The 20,821-nt window shown below is 43.5% G+C and carries 16 protein-coding genes and 1 tRNA gene; 12 read left to right on the top strand and 5 right to left on the bottom strand.

What is annotated here, in order from left to right:
* Nucleotides 1-45: 45 nt before the first annotated feature.
* The gene (locus JK188_RS09145) at nucleotides 46-414 is read right to left on the bottom strand and encodes a YceK/YidQ family lipoprotein (RefSeq protein WP_132496965.1); all 369 of its coding nucleotides are present in this window, start codon (nucleotides 412-414) and stop codon (nucleotides 46-48) included.
* Nucleotides 415-744: 330 nt separating this feature from the next.
* Between JK188_RS09145 and JK188_RS09140 the strand changes: the two genes are divergently transcribed.
* Nucleotides 745-2,403 (top strand): putative transporter, encoded by a 1,659-nt coding sequence (locus JK188_RS09140; RefSeq protein ID WP_211887187.1) that lies wholly within the window; start codon nucleotides 745-747, stop codon nucleotides 2,401-2,403.
* 219 nt (nucleotides 2,404-2,622) lie between these two features.
* Here the strand turns inward: JK188_RS09140 and JK188_RS09135 are convergent, their stop codons facing one another.
* Complete coding sequence (locus tag JK188_RS09135) at nucleotides 2,623-3,879, bottom strand: valine--pyruvate transaminase (RefSeq protein WP_211887188.1); 1,257 nt, start codon at nucleotides 3,877-3,879, stop codon at nucleotides 2,623-2,625.
* Between the two features lie 205 nt (nucleotides 3,880-4,084).
* Nucleotides 4,085-4,648, bottom strand: a complete 564-nt coding sequence (locus JK188_RS09130; protein WP_211887191.1) for a DNA-3-methyladenine glycosylase I — start codon at nucleotides 4,646-4,648, stop codon at nucleotides 4,085-4,087.
* A gap of 200 nt (nucleotides 4,649-4,848) precedes the next feature.
* Here JK188_RS09130 and glyQ point away from each other — a divergent pair, with 200 nt between their 5' ends.
* The 10 genes from glyQ to JK188_RS09080 all read left to right on the top strand — a co-directional run bounded on the left by glyQ (nucleotide 4,849) and on the right by JK188_RS09080 (nucleotide 17,333).
* On the top strand, nucleotides 4,849-5,757 hold the full coding sequence (gene glyQ / locus JK188_RS09125) for a glycine--tRNA ligase subunit alpha (protein WP_006659589.1): 909 nt from the start codon (nucleotides 4,849-4,851) through the stop codon (nucleotides 5,755-5,757).
* Nucleotides 5,758-5,766: 9 nt separating this feature from the next.
* Complete coding sequence (gene glyS, locus JK188_RS09120; RefSeq protein ID WP_211887193.1) at nucleotides 5,767-7,836, top strand: glycine--tRNA ligase subunit beta; 2,070 nt, start codon at nucleotides 5,767-5,769, stop codon at nucleotides 7,834-7,836.
* Nucleotides 7,837-8,067: 231 nt separating this feature from the next.
* Nucleotides 8,068-8,144, top strand: a tRNA-Pro gene (locus JK188_RS09115).
* A gap of 686 nt (nucleotides 8,145-8,830) precedes the next feature.
* Nucleotides 8,831-10,441, top strand: a complete 1,611-nt coding sequence (dppA, locus tag JK188_RS09110; RefSeq protein WP_211887195.1) for a dipeptide ABC transporter periplasmic-binding protein DppA — start codon at nucleotides 8,831-8,833, stop codon at nucleotides 10,439-10,441.
* Nucleotides 10,442-10,617: 176 nt separating this feature from the next.
* Nucleotides 10,618-11,637, top strand: coding sequence for a dipeptide ABC transporter permease DppB (dppB, locus tag JK188_RS09105; RefSeq protein ID WP_211887197.1), 1,020 nt, complete (start codon nucleotides 10,618-10,620; stop codon nucleotides 11,635-11,637).
* A gap of 11 nt (nucleotides 11,638-11,648) precedes the next feature.
* Nucleotides 11,649-12,551, top strand: coding sequence for a dipeptide ABC transporter permease DppC (gene dppC / locus JK188_RS09100; RefSeq protein ID WP_036948615.1), 903 nt, complete (start codon nucleotides 11,649-11,651; stop codon nucleotides 12,549-12,551).
* Between the two features lie 12 nt (nucleotides 12,552-12,563).
* Nucleotides 12,564-13,544, top strand: coding sequence for a dipeptide ABC transporter ATP-binding protein (gene dppD / locus JK188_RS09095; protein WP_036948618.1), 981 nt, complete (start codon nucleotides 12,564-12,566; stop codon nucleotides 13,542-13,544).
* Nucleotides 13,541-14,551, top strand: a complete 1,011-nt coding sequence (dppF, locus tag JK188_RS09090) for a dipeptide ABC transporter ATP-binding subunit DppF (protein WP_211887199.1) — start codon at nucleotides 13,541-13,543, stop codon at nucleotides 14,549-14,551. Before dppD ends, dppF begins: the two co-directional genes overlap by 4 nt.
* A 196-nt stretch (nucleotides 14,552-14,747) precedes the next feature.
* The gene (locus JK188_RS09085) at nucleotides 14,748-15,446 is read left to right on the top strand and encodes a HAMP domain-containing protein (RefSeq protein ID WP_036948625.1); all 699 of its coding nucleotides are present in this window, start codon (nucleotides 14,748-14,750) and stop codon (nucleotides 15,444-15,446) included.
* A gap of 354 nt (nucleotides 15,447-15,800) precedes the next feature.
* Nucleotides 15,801-17,333, top strand: a complete 1,533-nt coding sequence (locus JK188_RS09080; protein ID WP_211887201.1) for a M16 family metallopeptidase — start codon at nucleotides 15,801-15,803, stop codon at nucleotides 17,331-17,333.
* 59 nt (nucleotides 17,334-17,392) lie between these two features.
* On the opposite strand, the gene JK188_RS09075 is transcribed toward JK188_RS09080, so the two are convergent.
* Nucleotides 17,393-18,385 carry a serine hydrolase domain-containing protein gene (locus tag JK188_RS09075; RefSeq protein ID WP_211887203.1) on the bottom strand — a complete coding sequence of 331 codons (993 nt, stop codon included), beginning with the start codon at nucleotides 18,383-18,385 and terminating at the stop codon, nucleotides 17,393-17,395.
* A 244-nt stretch (nucleotides 18,386-18,629) separates the two neighbouring features.
* Between JK188_RS09075 and JK188_RS09070 the strand changes: the two genes are divergently transcribed.
* Nucleotides 18,630-19,688, top strand: coding sequence for an NAD(P)H-dependent flavin oxidoreductase (locus tag JK188_RS09070; RefSeq protein ID WP_211887204.1), 1,059 nt, complete (start codon nucleotides 18,630-18,632; stop codon nucleotides 19,686-19,688).
* Between the two features lie 45 nt (nucleotides 19,689-19,733).
* On the opposite strand, the gene yhjD is transcribed toward JK188_RS09070, so the two are convergent.
* Complete coding sequence (yhjD, locus tag JK188_RS09065) at nucleotides 19,734-20,726, bottom strand: inner membrane protein YhjD (RefSeq protein ID WP_211887206.1); 993 nt, start codon at nucleotides 20,724-20,726, stop codon at nucleotides 19,734-19,736.
* Between the last annotated feature and the right edge of the window lie 95 nt (nucleotides 20,727-20,821).

The following is a 20,821-nucleotide window of genomic DNA, read 5'->3' as shown; positions in this document are numbered from 1 at the left end:
ATATTCCTGATTAGAGCATCAATAAGCTACTTTAATATAGGAAAATCATTGAGGGTTCTTTGGCGGTTGTTTATCAGATTGCAGCTTGTCAGATGATTGTTTATCAAGTCGCTGTTTATCAAGCTGTTCTACACGTTTTTTTGGTGAGTCTGCCTCTTGTGAACTGTTTGAATGCATATAATCCATCGGAATTAATAATGTATCCATGAGTGCAGTAAATGGTAAATCAATAACCAGCAACGGCTTAACTACCCAGCCAGTATCTTCATGCTGCAGCATATCAACGCTATTTTTTGTCCCAGGATAATAGCTATCAGTAGGACCAGCATGAGTCATAATACTGGAGCACCCACTTAATGTAAGAGTCAATAATGTGGAAAATGCTAACGACCTAAAAAAAATCAAGCTTGGCATATATATGTTGACCTGCATTTAAATGAATTTTGCCTAATCAGAGATCATAATAACTAAAAACTAAAAATTCACAATCGAGCAACTCTATTATTATTTAAGATACCCTCAGAATAATAGCTCTTTTTTGTATTATTTTATGTCGGTGATGTTAATAATTAGCAATTAAATTGTTTTTAACTAAAGTATGAAAATGCATAATTGAATTGCTGTGAACTGTGCTCTATCACACAACTTCCTCTGTGTTTATTTGGCACAATCGATTCAGTTGCAAATGTAATAACTCCGTATGTCCCGTATTTTGGTTCATTGTCGTCAAAAGGATAGCGGTCTATGAGTGAATTAGCGCTTACAGTCAGTTTATTAGCATTAGCTGCCGCACTAGGCTTATGGATAGGTAATTGGAAAATCCGCAACGTGGGCTTAGGGATTGGCGGGGTTCTTTTTGGTGGAATTATTGTTGGGCATTTTGCGCGAAGTTATGGCTTGTCTCTCAATAATGACATGCTGCATTTTATTCAAGAATTTGGTTTGATTCTCTTCGTTTATACCATCGGGATACAAGTTGGACCCGGTTTTTTCTCTTCTTTGCGTGTTTCTGGTTTAAAACTCAATGGATTTGCCTTGATGGTGGTTATTTTAGGGGCAGTCGTTACTGCTATTATCTATAAAATCGCAGATATCCCTTTACCTATTATTTTGGGCATTTTCTCGGGCGCAGTCACGAATACACCATCGTTAGGGGCTGGGCAGCAAATTCTATCTGATTTAGGGTCTGATCCGAGTTTGGTCGGACAAATGGGAATGGGGTATGCGATGGCTTACCCAATGGGGATTTGCGGTATTTTGCTGGTGATGTGGCTCGTTCGTATTATCTTTCGTATCTCGGTAGATAAAGAAGCCGCGGAGTTTAATAGTGCGAACGTTCAGCATCGTGACTCACTGCAAACGATGAACATTGCGGTGCGAAATACCAATCTTGATGGCTTGATGATGCAAGATATTCCTATGTTAGGCAGCGAAGATATTGTCTGCTCGCGGCTAAAGCGTGGGGAAATGCTGATGGTGCCTCAACCGACGACAGAAATACATCTGGGAGATCTACTGCATGTTGTTGGGCAAAGAGAAGACTTAAATAAAGTCCGCCTAATCCTTGGTGAGGAGGTTGAAGCTTCATTATCAACTTCAAGTTCTGTATTGCACTCTGTCCGAGTGGTTGTGACTAATGATGCCGTACTAAGTAAACGTTTAAAAGAACTGAATCTCAAGCAGAAGTATGATGTGGTGGTAACTCGTTTGAACCGGACTGGGATTGACCTGATGGCAAACAACAATTCCGCACTGCAATTTGGTGATATCCTCAATATTGTTGGTCGTCCTGAATCAATTGAAGCAGTCACTGCCTTACTCGGAAACGCGAAACAAAAATTACAGCAAGTCCAGATGTTACCTGTATTTATTGGGATAGGTTTGGGGGTTGTTTTAGGCTCGTTACCGATATTTGTGCCGGGCTTTCCTGCTGCATTGAAGCTAGGTTTAGCGGGCGGACCATTAGTTGTTGCCTTGATCCTTGGACGGATAGGTACTATTGGACGACTGTATTGGTTTATGCCACCAAGTGCCAACTTAGCGTTGAGAGAGCTTGGAATTGTGATGTTCTTGGCAGTTGTCGGGCTGAATTCGGGAGGGAGTTTTATTGAAACTCTTATTCAAGGTGATGGGCTCACATGGATTGGCTATGGGCTATTAATTACCTTTATTCCTCTGTTTATCACCGGTTTAGTTGCACGCATTTTCGGAAAAATGAATTATTTAAGCCTATGTGGTGTATTGGCTGGCTCTATGACAGATCCACCAGCATTAGCTTTTGCAAATAATATCCATCCAACCAGCGGAGCACCGGCACTTTCTTACGCCACGGTATACCCTTTAGCAATGTTTTTACGCATTATTTCGCCGCAGTTATTAGCTATCTTATTTTGGGCATTATGATTGTGAATAAAGGAAGGAATAAGATATGGAGAAAAAGTATCCGTCTATATAAGGGCGTAATTGGTCTTTGTTCTAGCCATAACTGATATTGAAAAAGTGGTTTAATAACCGCGAATAAGATTTGTCGTGTACAAATATATTCGATTTCAATTATGGAGTTCTCGCTAATTTTGGCCCTTTCCTCCATGGAAAGGGCTTTTTTTAACCCTGCAGCTAGATTTAGCGTTCAGATTCTTGATAGGCTTTTTCTAATTCTTGAGCAAGGATTTGAATCCCTTGCTCAATCTTTTCCGGCTCAGGAACATAGTTCATACGCATACATTCATGGGCATGTTGCCAATCTTCTTCAAGTCCTGGGAAAAAGTAATGTCCCGGAACCATCAATACACCACGTGCTTTTAAGCGGCGATAAAGTTCTAAACAACTAATTGGCAGGTCTTTAAACCACAACCACAAGAAAATGGCGCCCTCAGGTTTATGAATAAGGCATTTATCTTCAGGGATATAGCGGCGAATGATCTTAATGACTTCTTCAACGCGCTGTTTATAGAATGGTCCTATAACATTTTGAGATAATTCAAATAAATCGTCACGCTGTAGCATTTCAAGTGCGATGCTTGGACCGATACCACCCGGAGCAAGACTAATAATGCCATTCATATTACTGATGGCACCAATCAACTCTTCGCTACCAATAATAATACCGCAGCGAGTTCCCGGTAGACCGAGTTTTGATAAGCTCATACACAGGATGACATTTTCATTCCAAAATGGTGTGGCTTCGCTAAAAATAATGCCGGGGAAGGGAACGCCATACGCATTATCAATCAATAATGGAATATTGTGTTGCTTAGCTAATTGGTCAAGATGCAGAACTTCCTCATCGGTGATCACGTTCCCTGTCGGGTTGGTTGGGCGAGATACACAGATAACGCCAATATCTTCAGTAATTTCAAGAGTGTTGAAATCAACGTGATATTTAAATTGTCCATCAGGTAAAAATTCAATTTGCGGCTTATTTGCCACAAAAAGGTCGTCATCAAGTCCAGAATCCGCATAACCCACATATTCAGGGGCAATTGGGAAAAGCACTTTACGAGAGATACCATCTTCAAAGCGACCAGCAAGTAGGTTAAATAGATAGAAAAACGCACTTTGGCTGCCGTTTGTTAGCGCAATATTTTTCGCGCTGATATCCCAGCCTAGTTTCGCTTTTAGAGTTGCTGCTAGCGCTTTCAACATGGCATCTTTGCCTTGAGGACCATCATAGTTACACAAGGTATCGGTCAATTGCCCATTGGCACACATTTCAGCGAGGAGATCTTGGAAATATTTATCCATCTCAGGAATATGAGCAGGGTTCCCACCACCAAGCATAATAGCGCCGGGGGTTCTGAGACCTTCATTCAAGTCTTTCATTAATACTGAAATGCCTGAATTCTTAGCAAATTTATTACCAAATTTAGAGAAATTCATTGTATTTATTCACATTTGTTTATTAGGTTGTTAATGGAATTTCCAACATACCGCGCCCCCACCTAGAGTTCAATAGCTTAATTACAGTTCTTTTTCATATAAAATGTCAAACATAGGTAATAAATTAGTTTTTTGGGTTATCTTATTGACCAAGCTTAGTTTATTTGTGTTGTTATATATTCAGTTTCCATCGATAAATTTTGATTTATCGATACTGGCAACAATTTACAAGGTGGTCATTGACCATCCCAGTGGCTTGCATAAAGGCGTAGCAAGTAACAGAACCTACAAATTTGAAGCCATGTTTTTTCAGTGCTTTAGACAAGCTTTTAGAAAGTTCTGTTTCCGCAGGGACTTGGGCAGATTCCGTCCATTTATTCACAATAGATTGGTGGTCCACAAAGTCCCAAATGAAAGTAGAAAAATCTATTCCTTCGCTTTTCATGGCTAAATAAGCCTTAGCGTTAGCAATAATCGCGTTGATTTTTAATCGGTTGCGAATGATTCTTGAGTCTTGCATAAGCCGCTCTACATCTTTTTCATCCATCAAGGCAATCTTTTCAGGATCAAATTGATGGAATAGGTCTCGGTAGCCTTGGCGCTTTTTCAAAATAGTGTACCAAGAGAGCCCAGCTTGCTGGCCTTCGAGGCAGATCATTTCGAATAATTCTTGATTATCCTTGGTGGGTTTTCCCCATTCATTATCGTGATAGGCAATATATTCGGGATCTTGGTTGACCCAATGACAGCGAGTGAGTGAGGTTTCCATTTTTCATCCTTTTTCTAATAATGTTTAGCTTGTGAGCAAGAATAGAATCTTTATACTGTATAAAAATACAGTTTTAAAGGGGTGAAATTAATTTTTTTTCTTTTTAGAATGGTTACAGACGTATTCATTGCTGTATATCTGGCGGTCAAAGGGTATACTGGTCACTTTCTTAAATTTCACGTATCGCGTGCGGATCTAACATGCAAAAGTTTGATACCAAAACCTTTCAAGGTCTTATCCTGACATTACAGGATTACTGGGCGCGCCAAGGCTGTACCATTGTTCAACCACTGGACATGGAAGTTGGCGCAGGTACTTCACACCCAATGACGTGTTTGCGCGCTTTAGGTCCAGAGCCTATCGCAGCAGCTTATGTTCAGCCATCTCGCCGACCAACTGATGGTCGCTATGGTGAAAACCCGAACCGTCTACAGCACTATTACCAATTTCAGGTGATCATTAAGCCTTCGCCTGACAATATCCAAGAGTTGTACCTAGGTTCATTAAAAGAACTTGGTATTGACCCAACTGTCCATGATATCCGCTTCGTTGAAGATAACTGGGAAAACCCAACACTGGGTGCTTGGGGTCTGGGTTGGGAAGTTTGGTTAAATGGTATGGAAGTGACTCAGTTTACTTACTTCCAGCAAGTGGGTGGTCTGGAGTGTAAACCTGTAACCGGTGAAATCACTTATGGTCTTGAGCGCCTTGCTATGTATATTCAAGGCGTTGATAGCGTGTACGATCTCGTTTGGTGTGATGGCCCTCTGGGTAAAACCACGTATGGCGATATTTATCACCAAAACGAAGTTGAGCAATCCACGTATAACTTTGAACATGCCAATGTTGAGTTCTTATTCAAATGCTTCGAAGAGTATGAGAAAGAAGCTCAATATCTGCTTGCTTTAGAAACGCCTCTGCCACTTCCAGCTTATGAGCGTATTTTAAAAGCGGCTCATACTTTTAACTTACTGGATGCCCGTAAGGCAATTTCAGTCACAGAACGCCAGCGCTATATTTTACGCATCCGTACCCTGACTAAAGGGGTGGCAGAAGCTTATTATGCTTCTCGTGAAGCGCTGGGTTTCCCTATGTGTCATAAGAACTAAGAGGCTGTCATGACTCAACAGACTTTCCTAGTGGAAATCGGTACAGAAGAGTTACCGCCGAAGGCTCTTCGTTCTCTTGCAGAATCATTCGCCGCTAACTTTACTGCGGAATTAGATGGTGCAGATATCGCTCATGGTGCAGTGAACTGGTTTGCTGCGCCTCGTCGTTTAGCGCTGAAAGTGGAAAACTTATCCGCGGCTCAGCCAGATCGCGAAGTTGAAAAACGTGGCCCTGCAATTTCCCAAGCATTTGATGCTGAAGGTAAACCAACAAAAGCAGCTGAAGGTTGGGCGCGTGGTTGTGGGATCACTGTTGACCAAGCAGAACGCTTAACCACCGATAAAGGCGAATGGTTACTGTATCGCGCACAAATGAAAGGGCAGCCAGTCAGCGAATTATTGATTGATATGGTTAGCCGTTCATTAGCAAAATTACCGATCCCTAAATTAATGCGCTGGGCAGATAAAGAGACTCAGTTTGTACGTCCTGTACATACTGTGACATTACTGCTGGGTAGCGATGTTGTTAAGGGCGAAATTCTTGGTATTAAGAGCGATCGCATTATTCGCGGTCACCGCTTTATGGGTGAAGCTGAATTCACAATTGATAACGCGGAACAATACCCAGAAATTTTACGCACTCGCGGTAAAGTAATCACAGATTACGCTGAGCGTAAAGCGACAATTATTGCTGATGCAGAAAAAGCCGCTCAAGCGCTGGGTGGTAAAGCAGATTTAACCGACAGCTTAGTTGAAGAAGTGGCTTCTTTGGTTGAATGGCCAGTGGTATTAACAGCAAAATTCGAAGAGAAATTCTTAGAAGTTCCTGCTGAAGCGCTGGTATACACCATGAAAGGCGACCAAAAATATTTCCCTGTTTATGATAATGCAGGCAAGTTAATGCCGAACTTTATCTTTGTGGCGAATATTGAATCTTCAGATCCGCAGCAAATTATTTCCGGTAACGAAAAAGTTGTTCGCCCGCGTTTAGCGGATGCAGAATTCTTCTTCAAAACTGACCGTAAACAACGCTTAGAAGACAACTTACCTCGTTTAGAAACCGTTCTGTTCCAGCAACAGCTAGGTACTCTGCGTGATAAAACTGACCGCTTAGAAGCGTTAGCGGGTTGGATTGCAAGCAAGATTGGTGCGGATGTAAATCACGCAACCCGCGCAGGCTTACTGGCTAAATGTGACTTGATGACCAACATGGTCTTTGAATTCACAGACACTCAAGGTGTTATGGGGATGCACTATGCTCGCCATGACGGTGAGTCAGAAGATGTTGCACTTGCACTAAAAGAACAGTATCAACCGCGTTTTGCGGGTGATGAATTGCCATCTACTAATGTTTCTGCGGCATTAGCGTTAGCTGAAAAAATGGATACTCTCGCAGGTATTTTCGGTATCGGTCAGCATCCGAAAGGGGATAAAGACCCATTCGCTCTGCGCCGTGCGGCATTAGGTGTGTTACGTATTATCGTTGAAAAAGGCTATCAGCTTGATCTTGTGGAAATGACCCAAGAGGCTGTACGTCTATATGGCGATAAACTGACTAACAAAAATGTCGTGGAAGATGTGGTTGAATTCATGCTGGGTCGCTTCCGTTCTTGGTACCAAGAACTGGGCTACAGCATCGACACTATCCAAGCGGTATTAGCACGTCGCCCAACTCAGCCAGCTGACTTCGACGCGCGCGTTAAAGCAGTGACTCACTTCCGTTCTTTAGAAGAAGCACAAGCGCTGGCAGCTGCTAACAAACGTGTTTCTAACATTCTGAGTAAGTCAGAAGAGAAACTCGCTGATAGCGTGTTAGCGTCTGTACTGAAAACGCCAGAAGAAGTGAAGTTAGCGACTCACGTTGTGGTACTGCAAGATAAGTTAGCGCCAATGTTTGCGGAGCGTAACTACCAAGAAGCACTCGTAGAGTTAGCTTCTTTACGTGAAGTGGTGGATGAATTCTTTGCGAACGTCATGGTGATGGATGAAGATCCTGCTGTGCGGAATAACCGTTTAACACTGTTAAGCCAGCTTCGTGAGCTATTCTTAAAAGTTGCAGATATTTCACTGCTTCAATAGGCTGATTTTTAGTCAGTTATTTTTGATTTAGAAAATAATTGAATAAATATGACCTTCCCAGTGATTGGGATAAATAAGCGCTAAAATATTTTTAGCGCTTATTTTTTACCCAAAAATAGACGTAAAAATAAGAAGCCATACTATTTTGATGGTTTTATCAGCATACGAACGGTTTTAGCGAAAAATAGGGTTGACGATCCCCATTCTTGGCAGTATTATTCACACCGTTTTCGGCGAGTAGCGCAGCTTGGTAGCGCAACTGGTTTGGGACCAGTGGGTCGGAGGTTCGAATCCTCTCTCGCCGACCAAATTCTAAAACCTACCTCATTGAGGTGGGTTTTTTCGTTTCAGTGTCCCTCATTTTTCCAACGCCTTTTAGTTACCACTATTACGTATCATTTAATGCACATTACGTATTAATAAGCTTTTCATTGCTTTTAAGCTAAGCGCTCGGAACAAAACAAGTCTACCTATCAAAACCAGACGACCTATCAAAACCAGCCTTCATAATGTGATTGGTATTTTCCCCCGCGATTCCCTGAAAATGGTAAGAGGATATATAAATCCACCAACAATTTTTTTTAGTATAAAAAACATGCAAAACAATCAGCTAACAAATAGTTTCATGTGAATTCTATTTAGCGTTTTATGTTGCAGTTTTTTGTATTGCCCACTATTTCCGCTCAGTAATTCAGCACTTAATCACAAATATACAAATAATTAACGTCCTTATAAAAATCTATCCAGTAATGTTTCTTTGGTTATAACCGCTAGGAAATAAACATTTTCGTAACATATAAGGCTATATTTGCACCGAAATAATCCAATAAATGTTATTTAAGCGAAATTGTTACAGTGAATAATGCTATTGACGAAATGTATTCCAGTTGATTAATTGCACAGTGAATAACAAAAAATACAGATACGGCATCTGTCTTATCCAAGATGGATTTCAGTATTCGATAAAACAACATACACCACAGGAGCATTACCAATGACGCTCTCGATGAAAAAGACAGGTTTATTGACGGTAGGCTTAACATTAGCTGCTTTAGCGGTATCTGCCTCAGTACAGGCTAAAACACTGGTTTATTGTTCTGAAGGTTCACCTGAAGGGTTTAACCCGCAGTTATTCACCTCTGGAACAACTTATGATGCGAGTTCAATCCCTCTGTATAACCGTTTGGTTGAATTTAAGCTGGGTACGACTGAAATTGAGCCGGGCTTAGCAGAAAGCTGGGAAGTCAGTGACGATGGTAAAGTGTATACATTCCACCTGCGTAAAGGTGTGAAATGGCACTCCAATAAAGATTTCAAACCAAGCCGCGACTTAAATGCGGATGACGTGATCTATACGTTCATGCGTCAAAAAGATCCAAACCACCCATATCACAAAGTTTCTGGCGGCAGCTATGAATACTTTATGGGAATGGACATGGACAAAATTATCGACAAAGTTGAAAAAGTCGATGACAACACAGTTCGTATCACATTAACACGCCCAGAAGCGCCATTCTTAGCGGATATGGCAATGGACTTCGCATCAATCTTATCAGCGGAATATGCTGATCAAATGATGAAGGCAAAAACCCCAGAGAAAGTTGACCTGAACCCAATTGGAACAGGGCCTTTTGAACTGCAACAGTATCAGAAAGACTCTCGTATTCTGTACAAAGCGAACAAAGATTACTGGGGCGCAGTACCGAAGATTGACCGTTTAGTCTTCTCTATCACCCCTGACGCGTCAGTGCGTTATGCAAAACTGCAAAAAAATGAGTGCCAAGTGATGCCGTATCCTAATCCGGCTGACTTAGAGCGCATGAGAGCAGATAAAGAAATTACGTTAATGGAGCAGCCAGGTCTGAACGTAGGCTACCTGTCTTACAACGTTGAAAAGAAACCACTGGATAACCAGAAAGTTCGTCAAGCGCTGTCGATGGCAGTGAACAAAGACGCCATTATCCAAGCGGTTTATCAAGGTGCGGGTCAAAAAGCGAAAAACTTAATTCCACCAACTATGTGGGGTTATAACGACGCGATTAAAGATACCGAATATAACCCAGAAAAAGCCAAGAAATTGCTGGCGGAAGCAGGCTTCCCTGAAGGTTTTGAAATTGACCTGTGGGCAATGCCAGTTCAACGTCCATATAACCCGAATGCTCGTCGAATGGCAGAAATGATCCAAGCTGACTGGGCGAAAATCGGCGTTAAATCAAAAGTGGTTAGCTACGAATGGGGTGAATACCTGAAACGTGCTAAGAGCGGCGAGCCTCAAACGGTGATGATGGGTTGGACTGGGGACAATGGTGACCCTGATAACTTCTTCGCGACCTTATTCAGCTGCGCAGCGAAAAAACAGGGTTCTAACTACTCTAAATGGTGTAATCAAAGCTTTGAAGACGTGATCCAGCCAGCACGTATGACATCTGATCACAACAAACGTGTAGAACTGTACAAACAAGCTCAAGTGGTCATGAACGAACAAGCGCCTGCGCTGATCATCGCTCACTCCACCGTGTTTGAGCCTGTGCGTAAAGAAGTAAAAGGCTACGTGGTTGATCCGTTAGGTAAACACCACTTCGAAAACGTAGACATTGATAAGTAATTGTTTTTAATCTGTAAATGCCCTTCGTTGCCTCTTTGCAGCGGAGGGCGTTTTCTCCTCTGACGTTCAGAAGATGCAGATAAATTTAGTTATTTGTGAGCAGATGAAAACGTTGTTTTTCTGACCAGCCAAGCGGACTAAGAGCCGTCGACGGCATTATTAAAGAGACTCAGGATATGCTGCAATTTATCCTCCGACGATTCGGGCTCGTGATCCCCACCTTTATCGGTATCACGCTACTTACTTTTGCTTTCGTTCACATGATCCCAGGCGACCCAGTCATGATTATGGCGGGTGAACGCGGATTATCTCCAGAAAGACACGCATACTTAATGGCTGAATTAGGACTTGACCAGCCACTTTGGAAACAATACCTCCATTACCTGAACGGCATAATGCATGGTGATTTAGGGATCTCCTTAAAAAGCCGCATTGGTGTTTGGGAAGAATTTTTACCTCGCTTTTTAGCCACTGTAGAACTGGCCACTTGCGCTATGATTTTTGCGGTTTCTGTTGGGATCCCTGTCGGGGTTTTAGCCGCAGTTAAACGTGGTTCGATTTTCGATCACACTGCGATCGGTGTTTCATTAACAGGCTACTCTATGCCGATCTTCTGGTGGGGGATCATGTTGATCATGCTGGTCTCTGTTCAGTGGGATCTCACTCCCGTTGCGGGAAGGGTAAGCGACACAGTTTTCCTTGATGATTCGAATCCGCTCACGGGCTTTATGCTGATTGATACCCTAATTTGGGGGGAAGCGGGAGACTTCAAAGATGCACTGGAGCACTTAATTTTGCCATCCATTGTACTCGGAACCATTCCACTGGCTGTGATTGTGCGTATGACTCGCTCGGCGATGCTGGAAGTATTAGGGGAAGACTATATTCGTACGGCGAGAGCTAAAGGTGTTAGCCGTGCTCGCGTGATTTTAATTCACGCCCTGCGTAACGCATTACTGCCGGTTGTCACGGTCATTGGTTTGCAGGTCGGTGTGATGCTCGCCGGTGCAATTTTGACGGAAACTATTTTTTCATGGCCGGGATTAGGTCGTTGGTTAATTGAAGGATTACAACGTCGAGATTACCCAGTGGTTCAAGGTGGCGTCTTACTTGTCGCAACGTTGATTATCTTCGTTAACTTAGTGGTTGATGTGCTGTACGGCATTGTTAACCCACGTATTCGTCATAAGAAATAAGGAGCGCAAACATGTCTCAAACAACTGAGTCGAAAGCTGTCAGCGCCCCGAAGCCGATGACACCCTTACAAGAATTCTGGCATTACTTTAAGCGTAACAAAGGCGCTGTTGTTGGTATGTTCTACATCATCTTGATGGTATTAATTGCTATCCTTGCGGGTGTATTAGCGCCTCATGCTCCTGATGAGCAATTCCGCCAGGCGTTATTGACGCCACCTGTCTGGGAAGAGGGTGGTTCATGGGAGTTTATTCTTGGTACGGATGATGTCGGGCGCGATTTATTATCTCGCCTAATGTACGGAGCAAGGCTTTCGTTATTAGTGGGCTGTCTTGTGGTGGTGTTATCCCTAATTATGGGGGTCACTATTGGGGTGATTGCGGGCTATTTTGGCGGCGTAGTGGATGCGCTGATTATGCGTGTCGTCGACATTATGTTGGCTCTACCAAGTTTATTACTCGCATTGGTCTTGGTGGCAATTTTCGGACCTTCGATTGTCAATGCCTCGATAGCGTTAACCTTTGTGGCATTACCGCACTATATTCGTTTGACGCGAGCCGCGGTTCTCGTGGAAGTGAATCGTGACTATGTGACTGCCTCGAGAGTGGCGGGAGCAGGGGCGTTGCGTCAAATGTTCGTCAATATTTTACCTAACTGTCTGGCACCATTGATTGTACAGGCATCTTTAGGCTTCTCGAACGCCATCTTAGATATGGCTGCACTGGGTTTTCTGGGAATGGGGGCACAGCCACCAACACCAGAATGGGGAACTATGTTGTCTGATGTGTTGCAGTTTGCACAAAGCGCATGGTGGGTCGTAACGTTCCCAGGATTAGCAATTTTATTAACGGTATTAGCGTTTAACCTGATGGGTGATGGTTTACGTGACGCCTTTGATCCAAAACTCAAGCAGTGATGAGGTAATCTAATGGCATTGTTAAATGTAGAAGAACTCTCCGTTCACTTTGGTGACGAAGGGACACCGTTTCGCGCCGTTGACCGCATCAGCTACCAAGTTGAGAAAGGGCAAGTGGTGGGGATCGTAGGCGAATCAGGTTCCGGTAAATCAGTTAGTTCACTGGCGATTATGGGGTTAATTGATTACCCCGGCAAAGTGATGGCGAAATCGTTGCAGTTTGATGGACGCGATTTATTGTCGATTCCTGAAAAAGAGCGTCGCCAAATTGTCGGCGCAGATGTGGCAATGATTTTCCAAGATCCGATGACCAGTTTGAACCCATGCTTTACGGTCGGTTATCAGATCATGGAAGCGTTAAAAGTACACCAAGGGGGCAATAGAAGCACCCGTAAACAGCGGGCCATTGACCTGCTAAACATGGTGGGAATTCCTGATCCGCAGTCACGCCTTGATGTATATCCTCACCAGTTATCTGGCGGGATGAGTCAGCGAATTATGATTGCGATGGCGATTGCTTGTCGTCCAAAGTTGTTGATCGCCGATGAACCCACTACGGCGCTTGATGTGACCATTCAAGCGCAAATCATCGAATTATTGTTGGAATTACAACAACAAGAAAATATGGCGCTAGTACTGATTACCCATGACTTAGCGTTAGTGTCGGAAGCCGCGCACCATATTATCGTGATGTATGCAGGGCAAGTGGTCGAGTCTGCGAAAGCGAAGGATATTTTTAAACATCCGAGACACCCATATACCCAAGCATTGCTGCGCGCACTGCCTGAGTTTGCTAGCAACAAATCGCGTTTAGCTTCCTTGCCGGGTGTTGTACCTGGTAAATATGACCGCCCTGAAGGGTGCTTGCTCAACCCGCGTTGCCCGTATGCAACGGATCGTTGCCGCCAAGAGGAGCCTGCGTTGCAAACCATTGGTGACCGTCAGGTGAAATGTCACATGCCACTGGATGATATGGGGAGACCAACGCTATGAGTGAGCAACAAGCTAAAGGAATGCCGTTATTAAAAGCGGTGGACTTGAAAAAATATTATTCCGTGAAAGGTGGGGTCTTCTCGAAGGAGAAAACACTCAAAGCGCTTGATGGTGTCTCTTTTGAGCTAGAAAAAGGGAAAACATTGGCGGTGGTTGGGGAGTCAGGTTGTGGGAAATCCACACTTGGGCGCCTGTTAACGATGATTGAGCAACCATCGGACGGTGAGCTGTATTATCGTGATCAAAACTTACTGATTAAAGATAAAGCGGCAGAGAAACTGCGTCGCCAAAAAATCCAAATTGTCTTCCAAAACCCGTATGGTTCGTTGAACCCACGTAAAAAAGTCGGACAAATTTTGGAAGAGCCTTTATTGATTAACACCTCGCTATCGAAAGAGCAGCGTAAAGAAAAAGTGTTATCCATGATGGCAAAAGTGGGTTTGAAAACGGAGCACTATAGCCGCTATCCGCACATGTTTTCTGGTGGGCAGCGTCAGCGTATCGCTATCGCCCGTGGATTGATGTTAGACCCTGATGTGGTTGTGGCGGATGAGCCAGTATCGGCGTTGGATGTGTCTGTGCGTGCTCAAGTATTGAACCTGATGATGGATTTACAGCAAGAATTGGGGCTCTCCTATGTGTTCATTTCCCACGATTTATCGGTGGTAGAGCATATCGCGGATGAAGTGATGGTGATGTATTTGGGGCGTTGTGTGGAAAAGGGGACTAAAGAGCAGATTTTTAACAATCCTCAACATCCATACACTCAAGCGCTACTTTCTGCGACGCCACGTTTGAATCCTGACCAACGCCGTGAGCGCATCAAATTAACGGGAGAATTACCGAGCCCCATGAATCCGCCTCCGGGGTGTGCGTTTGCAGCACGTTGTCGACGCGCTTTTGGTCCTTGCACGCAATCTCAGCCTGTATTGAAAAACTACCGTGAGCAGTTAGTCGCTTGTTTTGCCGTTGATGAAGACGAAAAGCAGGTAATAGTCGCAAATTAATTACTTTAGACGGCAGAAAAGCAAACTTTCTGCCGTTTCTTCATGCTGTATTTACTCACTTTAGCGGTTAATTTGGAGCTTATCCTAAATAAGTGATCTTTCTTTTTTAAAGCTGCACCTTTATACAGAAAATCAAGTATACTGTTTGTCCGATTTTTTTCTTTAAAAAGCAGCTTGATTAGGAAGGTTGTGGGAAATGAACACTCGTGTCCAACGTTCACTCACGTTTAAGAGCATGGTCGTATTCTTTGTGATTACGTTGCTTTTTCTTGCACTTTTTTTGTCCATTCAATTTACTTACCTCTTAGAACAGCGCAAACAAGATTATTTAAATCAACTGAGCAATGCTGTAGTTCAAGTCCAGAAACCATTGACGGACTCACTACTTAGCTCTGATTTAAACGAAGCCAAAAGGCTACTTGTGAGCCTGAAAACCTCGGGGATTATGGGAAAAGCCATTGTTACGGTGGATAATGCGACGGTAATGAATTTAAGCTTTGCCACGCCGAAACCGATCCCAGAATGGTCTTTACCGCTTATTGGTATTCCGGTTGAGATGACTGTTCCATTGTATGCCTATGGTACGGTAGCGCCACAAGCGAAACCTCAAGGTTATTTGACGTTACAAGTGGATTCTAACCGGGTTTACCGTTTTGCACTCAACACCTTTGCGTTGCTAACGACAACGTATTTGCTGCTAGCGCTGATTATCTCCATTGCGATGACGTGGTGTGTGAGCCGCATGATTGTACGCCCACTGCGTAAAATGGCGGGGGAGTTGCAAGCAAATCAGTACGTCGACCATTTGGAAGTTTCTCAATATCATCAAGATGATGAGATAGGGTTATTGGCGAAAGGTTATAATCGTCAAATAAAACAACAAAATTCAGATTAAGCCATGAACATGTTATAAGGTTTGTGGTCTAATATCATTACACATACCTATCATATTGTTAGCAGCAAGATTCGGGCGACTTACTCACTATCTGTCGTATCCAAAATGCGAAATATCAGCAAATAAATGGTGATGTTTAACATGCATTTTAGTGATCAACTTAGCGACTTAGCGTATTGAGCGCCGCCCAATTATCTCAATAACATGCAGCGATGTTTTTTTCGGGTATAGTGATAATCAAATTTTTGATGAAGCCAAACTATATCGCTTAACCGAGTCAATTAGCGTTTTTCGTTAATTTTTCTGTTGCTGTTTACGGTTAAATACAAGGATATAAAGAACATAGGGGTCTACATGCAGGGTTTGAAAGTGCGATATATCATCGGCGTGGTACTTTTATCAGTCACTGGTTTTGCTAGTGCTGAACCTTTACAACCCGATCCAGCATGGCAGCAAGGAAAGCTCGAGAATGGCTTTAATTGGCAGTTATTACAAACACCACAGCGTCCAAATGATCGAATCCAACTTCGGTTAGCCATTAAAACAGGTTCGTTATCTGAAAAAGCCAGTGAAAAAGGGTACAGTTATCTGATCCCTCGAATGGCGCTATTCCATCAATCTGAAGCTTTTCCTGCTGCTACATTGCAAAATTTTTGGCGTCAGGCAACCGACCCTGATATGCCGTTACCTCCAGCCGTCGTTTCTTACGACTACACAATTTATAGTTTAAGTCTGCCTAACAACCGCCCTGATTTGGTGAAACAAGCATTAAGTTGGTTGGCAACGTCTGTGGCTGGGGCGCAATATACTGAGAATTCATTACAGAGTGGGTTAACTGTTCCCAATATTCCAGTGGCTACCTTACCAGTCAATGCCAACGACCCTGTTTGGCGTGCTCGTCTCAATGGGTCGGCGATGCTCGGTTATGATCCAGGGCAGAAGCCAAACGGTAAAGTCGATTTAGCCAGTGTGAATTCGTTCTATCAAAAATGGTACACACCTGATGTCATGACATTATATGTCGCGGGGCATGTGGATTCTCGCATGTTATCTGACAGTATCACTCAAGCGTTTTCATCGTTAGAAGGTAAGCGTTCTGAGCCTGTTTCAGTTGCTGTTTTATCGTCAGTGAAGCCTCAGGCAATTGATATCCTTCAAGACAAATCAACGCAAGATACCCTCTCGCTAATTTGGGATATTGATTGGTTGCCAATCAAAGATTCCAACGTGTTGCTGCGTTATTGGGGAAGTGACCTCGCTCGAGAAGCCATTTACCGCTCATTACAGAAGTCCTTTAAACAAAAGTTTGCGGAAGAGGGTGTGACGCCGGGCTTAGATTGTCGTGTTCAGTATCAAAAAGCGAGCTGTACGTTAGCGATTTCTGCACCACCAGAAAAAATGGCAGCAGTGGCAGACGTGGCGTTGAATGAGCTGGCGGCAATCAAACAAAATGGTATTGACCCAGAGCTGTTCAATGACATGATGAAAGAGAAGCAAGTTCAATTATCACAACTGTTTGCGGCATATGCGCGTACCAGTACTGATGTGCTAATTAGCCAGCGTTTGATTTCACAACAAAATGGTGTCGTGGATATCGCGCCTGAGCAGTATCAATTACTCAGACAAGCGTTCTTAGGAACTCAAAATCTTGAGCAAGTAAACATGGAAGCGCGTCGTTTACTGTCTCAAGAAGCGGCGATTGTCTTAGCGCAGCCGAAAGAAAAACAGACTATGGATGCGGAGCAAATTCGCCAGAAATTCACGCAAGTGTTATGGCCTAAATTACCTGTGGTTGTGGAGCCGGCACCTGAATCTCCCGCAGTCGCAGAGCCTCAAGAGGGCGAGCCTGCACCAGCGTTACCGATTCCAGCACCATTAACTCGTTAATGGTCAACTGAATAAAAATAGCCCTCAAAATGAGGGCTATTTTTTGTGTTGATGGCGCTTTATTTAGACGTCAGCAACGCTTCAATCGCGTTAATCAGTACGTTCCGTGAATCTCGATTATCCACAAAACCAGCAGCACTGGTTTGAGTTGCCGGTGAGTAGTACGCAACGGAACCCCAAAAGCCTAAGTGGGAATAGAGTGTCATGCCGTTGACCTCATTGACCATGATCCCTTGCCGATAGCCTTGCGCCCCTTCATGGGAACCTGCACTTAACATGGTGTCTAAGGTTTCTGATTTGGTAAAAATCTTACCGCTAAATAGCGCTTCGAAGAACTGCGCCATTTGTTTCGAAGACATCACTAAGCCACCACCGCCATACACATCCATTGAAGGATCCATGTTGGAGCAATCGAGTTTTCCGAGGTACTGTTTTGCACGAGCTTCCGTTGTTGCAGGGAGTTCAAATGTTTCCCAGTAGGCAGTCTGTAAGCCAATTTCATTAAATTTCAAGAGTTCTCGGACGGCTTCTCCCAATGCTTGCCCCGTCATTCGCTCAATAATATTCCCAAGCAAAATATAGCCCGTATCAGAATAGATAAAAGCTTCGGAGGGGCGGAAAAATGGGTGATCTTGCTGAACATATAGCTCAATTTGCTTTGAACGTGTCCATTGATAATCAGGACGTTTTAAGACGTCTTTGAGGTATTCCTCGTTGGCATGATCCAATAGCCCGCTACTGTGGTTGAGTAGGTGACGGATCGTAATCGCATCGGTGTCGTATTTTGGTGATAGTAATTGATTGTATTTGGGTGAAATATAATGAGAAATGCTGTCATCCACAAATAGCTTTCCCATTTCAGCCAAGCGTAAAATTGCTGCGGCAGTAAAGGGTTTGGTGTTACTCGCAATGCGTAAAGGCGTATCGACAGTTAATGGTTCCCCCGCAAGATCGCTACCTCGTGCACAGAATGTTCCAACGCAGTTTTGTGGCTGATTATGGTAATAAACGACGACACCACAAGATAGATTTTCCAATTGAGAGATTTGCATTGTCGGATTCCTTAGGCGTGAGTTCACTGTATCTTAGGCAGTTTGTTGCTATAACATACACGCTTAAAATGCGTTTAGTTTGCTAATGTTATGAGAGTAATGAGAAATGCGGTCGTTATCACATTCCGAAAAACAGTTAGGTTCATTGGATGAATATTGGGATAGAATGATAAAGATACATATTATATGCAATTTATTAACATGCTATTCATCTATCGCGTAAGCATAAAAAGGTAAGGAAAGTATGAGCCATTCCAATGTATTACTGCATCGCCTCAACCTACGATATCCTATTATTCAAGCACCTATGGCGGTGGTTTCAACACCTGCGTTGGTAGCCGCCGTTTGTGAGGCGGGCGGATTAGGCTCCTTAGCATTGGGTGCGAGCTCGGTAGATCAAGCAAGGTCAATGATTGCCGCCACTCAAGCACTGACGGACAAACCGTTTAATGTGAATGTGTTTTGCCATATGACACCACAACGCAATAGCCAGAACGAACAGGCTTGGTTGGCACATTTACAGCCTAAATTTCAGCAATTTAACCATCAAGCCCCTGAGCAATTGGATGAAATTTATCTCTCATTTTTAGATAACCCAGCCATGTTGGAACTATTCTTAGAAATGAAACCCGCAGTCGTGAGTTTCCACTTCAATGTACCGTCTCGTGAAGTTATCAATGCTTTGAAAGAAAACGGTATTTTTACGATGGCGACGGCGACAAACTTACATGAAGCCCAATTAATTGAGCAAGCAGGCATTGATGCGATTGTGGCGCAAGGAATAGAAGCGGGTGGTCACCGCGGTATGTTTGATGTGCAATTAAAAGATGAAGAACTGACAACAAGTCAGCTGGTTGAGCTACTTGCTAAACACACTCAATTACCGATTATTGCAACTGGGGGGATCATGGATGGTGCGGATATCAAGCAAGCCCTTGCTCATGGCGCCTCTGCCGCACAATTAGGAACTGCCTTTCTGTTATGCCCAGAATCTGCGGCAAATGAAGGATATCGTCGTAAACTGAAAAGCCAAACAACGGATAATACTTATTTAACAGCCGCTATTTCAGGGCGACCTGCCCGAGGTATTTTCAACCAATTTATGCAAGCGGGGCAGCAGTATGATGAAAGTAAATTGCCAGATTATCCCATCGCTTATGATGTGGGTAAGCAACTGAATGCCGCGGCAACTCACTCAGGCAGTGATGAATTTGCCGCTCATTGGGCGGGACAAAATGTGGCAAAAGTCCGTGAAATGAGCGCAAAAGATTTGATGGCGACATTAGTGAAAGAGATGGAATAAATGCGTGAAGGGAATGATGAATTTATCATTCCCCTATGATTGAGATTAAGAAGTGAGAACGTCTTGTGCACCACCTTTCGGCTCATCCGTGGCAATCCACGCAGCGCAAAAGAGTGTGAGTCGGGCAAAGAAATAGAAAAATGCCATTAACCCCAATACTGAACCGAAAGCTGCGCCCGATGGCGAAGAGGCTAAGGTTGGTAAAATCCATGTCATGATAGATTTGATGATTTCAAACCCAATCGCGGCGAGCAAGGTGCCTTTTAGCAGTGAGCGGCGACGGTGCTGCATGCGCGGTAAAATCCAGAAAATCCACAAAAATAATAAGAAGTTGGCAGTAATGGAAATTGCTAAACCAATCAGTGTCCAAACGGGTTTAAGCCACTCGATGCTGTCTAAGCCAAGGGTGCTGACAATGGTTGCTTGCGCAGAGCCTGCTACGGAGGTCAGTGTAATGGTGACAATTAACGCAATTAGCAAGCCAATTAGCGCGAAAAAGTCACGAACGTAGCGGAAAATGATATTTTCTTGCTCCGATTCATTCCGTTCCCAAATGGTGCGAGATTGCGCCAAAATCGCTAAGCGCAAGTTATTTACCCAGTTAACGCCAGAATAGACCGCTAACGCTAAACCCGTTAACCCCACGGTGGTGCGCTGGCGGATAGCCGTATCAATGGTTTGCTCAAGGGTATTAGCGAGTGTGGGATCAGTGATATTGGCAGAAATGCCACGAATGAGCTTCTCAAGTAATTCAGGATTGCTGGCTAACACGAAACCTGCCGCAGCGAAGCTAAACATCAGTACAGGGATTAGAGATAAAAACGAGAAATAGGTAATTGCGGCACCAAACTGGTTACCCATTCTATCGGTAAAACGTTGAGCCGTGCGGATTAAATGCGCAATAAATGGAATTGCACAAACAAAATCAACCACCCTCATTGAGAACGTTAGGGCTTTTTTACTGCCATCTAGACTTTTGTTTAGAGTGGATTTTAATTTGTTGGTCTCTTTTTGTTGCTCATCTTGCATGCCTGACATGCGTTCCCCTTTTCACTGCTTAATCAAAATATGCTTATAATTCACCATTCTATATTCTTTTATACTATAGCCTAAGTTTGTTGATAATTTCACCC

The sequence above is a fragment of the Providencia sp. JGM181 genome (assembly GCF_018257375.1).
Classification (GTDB): domain Bacteria; phylum Pseudomonadota; class Gammaproteobacteria; order Enterobacterales; family Enterobacteriaceae; genus Providencia; species Providencia lanzhouensis.
Note: the sequence above shows the minus strand (reverse complement) of the source record. Positions and strands in the feature narration are given on the sequence as shown.